This is a genomic window from Levilactobacillus fuyuanensis, assembly GCF_003946395.1.
In the GTDB taxonomy this organism is placed as follows: domain Bacteria; phylum Bacillota; class Bacilli; order Lactobacillales; family Lactobacillaceae; genus Levilactobacillus; species Levilactobacillus fuyuanensis.
This window is the reverse complement of record NZ_RHNZ01000037.1, coordinates 1-3,169: the sequence shown is the minus strand read 5'-3', so window position 1 is coordinate 3,169 and position 3,169 is coordinate 1. Positions and strand designations below refer to the sequence as shown.

Here is a 3,169-nt window from a genome sequence, read left to right as displayed (position 1 = left end):
TTGTTCTTTGAAAACTAGATATTATCAATTATTTTCCTTTAATTATTAAGATAATTAAAACCGAGAAACAACTGCGTATTTTTGAGTTTTTTAATTAGTTTATATCGCTAATACTCAATTAATCAGCGATTACGAAGTAATCGTTAGGTTAAGTTATGAAGGGCGCATGGTGGATGCCTTGGTACTAGGAGCCGATGAAGGACGGGACTAACACCGATATGCTTCGGGGAGCTGTACGTAAGCTTTGATCCGGAGATTTCCGAATGGGGAAACCCAATTACTTTAATCAGTAATTACAACTCAGGGAATACATACTTGAGTTGAGGCAAACGCGGGGAACTGAAACATCTAAGTACCCGCAGGAATAGAAAGAAAAATCGATTCCCTAAGTAGCGGCGAGCGAACGGGGAATAGCCCAAACCAAAGAGCTTGCTCTTTGGGGTTGTAGGACTGAACATTTGAGTTACCAAAGTCAATGATAATCGAAGAGTCTGGGAAGACTCGGCATAGAGGGTGATACCCCCGTAGATGAAATTGTTGACCCTCAGTTCAGTATCCTGAGTACGGCCACACACGTGAAACGTGGTCGGAATCCGGGAGGACCATCTCCCAAGGCTAAATACTCCCTAGTGACCGATAGTGAACCAGTACCGTGAGGGAAAGGTGAAAAGCACCGCGGAAGCGGAGTGAAATAGTTCCTGAAACCATGTGCCTACAATTAGTTAGAGCCCGTTAATGGGTGATAGCGTGCCTTTTGTAGAATGAACCGGCGAGTTACGTTAATTTGCAAGGTTAAGGTGTAAAGACCGGAGCCGTAGCGAAAGCGAGTCTGAAACGGGCGTTTCAGTAAGTTGACGTAGACCCGAAACCAGGTGACCTATCCATGTCCAGGTTGAAGGTGCGGTAAAACGCACTGGAGGACCGAACCCGTGTATGTTGAAAAATGCTGGGATGAGGTGTGGATAGCGGTGAAATTCCAAACGAACTTGGAGATAGCTGGTTCTCTCCGAAATAGCTTTAGGGTTAGCCTCGGAGTTAAGAATCGTGGAGGTAGAGCCACTGTTTGGACTAGGGGCCCGTCATGGGTTACTGAATTCAGATAAACTCCGAATGCCACTGATTTATATCCGGGAGTCAGACGATGAGTGATAAGATCCACCGTCGAAAGGGGAACAGCCCAGACCATCAATTAAGGTCCCTAAATACATGCTGAGTGGAAAAGGATGTGGAGTTGCATAGACAGCTAGGATGTTGGCTCAGAAGCAGCCACCATTTAAAGAGTGCGTAATAGCTCACTAGCCGAGTGATCCCGCGCCGAAAATTTACCGGGGCTAAGCATGTTACCGAAATTATGGATGCGACCAATAGGTCGCGTGATAGGAGAGCGTTCTAAGGGCAACGAAGCTAGACCGCAAGGACTAGTGGAGCGCTTAGAAGTGAGAATGCCGGTATGAGTAGCGAAAGATCAGTGAGAATCTGATCCACCGAATGACTAAGGTTTCCTGGGGAAGGCTCGTCCTCCCAGGGTTAGTCGGGACCTAAGCCGAGGCTGAGAAGCGTAGGCGATGGATAACAGGTTGATATTCCTGTACTAGTTAATCATGTTTGAACGATGGAGGGACGCAGTAGGCTATGGTGTGCACACGATTGGAAATGTGTGTTCAAGCGTCAAGTCTGGTGATGAGTTAAATGCTTATCGCTAAGGACAAGGCGTGACGAGGACCGAATTTTAGTAGGGAAGCGCCAGATGTCACACTGCCGAGAAAAGCTTCTAGTTAGTGATTAATTACCCGTACCGCAAACCGACACAGGTAGTCGAGGAGAGTATCCTAAGGTGAGCGAGTGAACTCTCGTTAAGGAACTCGGCAAAATGACCCCGTAACTTCGGGAGAAGGGGTGCTACACGCAAGTGTAGCCGCAGTGAAAAGGCCCAGGCGACTGTTTATCAAAAACACAGGTTTCTGCAAAATCGCAAGATGACGTATAGGGGCTGACGCCTGCCCGGTGCTGGAAGGTTAAGTGGATGAGTTAGCTTCGGCGAAGCCCAGAAATGAAGCCCCAGTAAACGGCGGCCGTAACTATAACGGTCCTAAGGTAGCGAAATTCCTTGTCGGGTAAGTTCCGACCCGCACGAAAGGCGTAACGATCTGGGCACTGTCTCAACGAGAGACTCGGTGAAATTATATTACCTGTGAAGATGCAGGTTACCCGCGACAGGACGGAAAGACCCCATGGAGCTTTACTGTAGCTTGATATTGGGTGTTGACACAGCTTGTACAGGATAGGTCGGAGCCGTAGAACTCGGAACGCTAGTTTCGAGTGAGGCGCTGGTGGGATACGACCCTCGCTGTGTGAACACTCTAACCCGCACCACTAATCGTGGTGGGAGACAGTGTCAGGTAGGCAGTTTGACTGGGGCGGTCGCCTCCTAAAAAGTAACGGAGGCGCCCAAAGGTTCTCTCAGAATGGTTGGAAATCATTCGTCGAGTGTAAAGGCAGAAGAGAGCTTGACTGCGAGACAGACAGGTCGAGCAGGGACGAAAGTCGGGCTTAGTGATCCGGTGGTACCGTATGGAAGGGCCATCGCTCAACGGATAAAAGCTACCCTGGGGATAACAGGCTTATCTCCCCCAAGAGTCCACATCGACGGGGAGGTTTGGCACCTCGATGTCGGCTCATCGCATCCTGGGGCTGTAGTCGGTCCCAAGGGTTGGGCTGTTCGCCCATTAAAGCGGTACGCGAGCTGGGTTCAGAACGTCGTGAGACAGTTCGGTCCCTATCCGTCGCGGGCGTAGGAAATTTGAGAGGAGCTGTCCTTAGTACGAGAGGACCGGGATGGACATACCGCTGGTGTACCAGTTGTGCCGCCAGGCGCATCGCTGGGTAGCTATGTATGGATGAGATAAACGCTGAAAGCATCTAAGTGTGAAACTCGCCTCGAGATGAGATTTCCCATTCCTATATGGAAGTAAGACCCCTGAAAGATGATCAGGTAGATAGGCTGGAAGTAGCAGCGCCGTGAGGCGTGGAGCGGACCAGTACTAATCGGTCGAGGACTTAACCAAGTTGAAAACGTGGTTGTTTCCGAATGGAAAATAATTGAATAATATCTAGTTTTGAGGGAAGAAGTTCTCTTATAGTGTGGTGGCGATAGCCTAAAGGATACACC

1 rRNA gene is annotated in these 3,169 nt (G+C 49.1%); it reads left to right on the top strand.

Annotated elements, in window-relative coordinates:
- Nucleotides 1–146 precede the first annotated feature (146 nt).
- Nucleotides 147–3,065, top strand: a 23S ribosomal RNA gene (locus EKM73_RS12485).
- Nucleotides 3,066–3,169 lie beyond the last annotated feature (104 nt).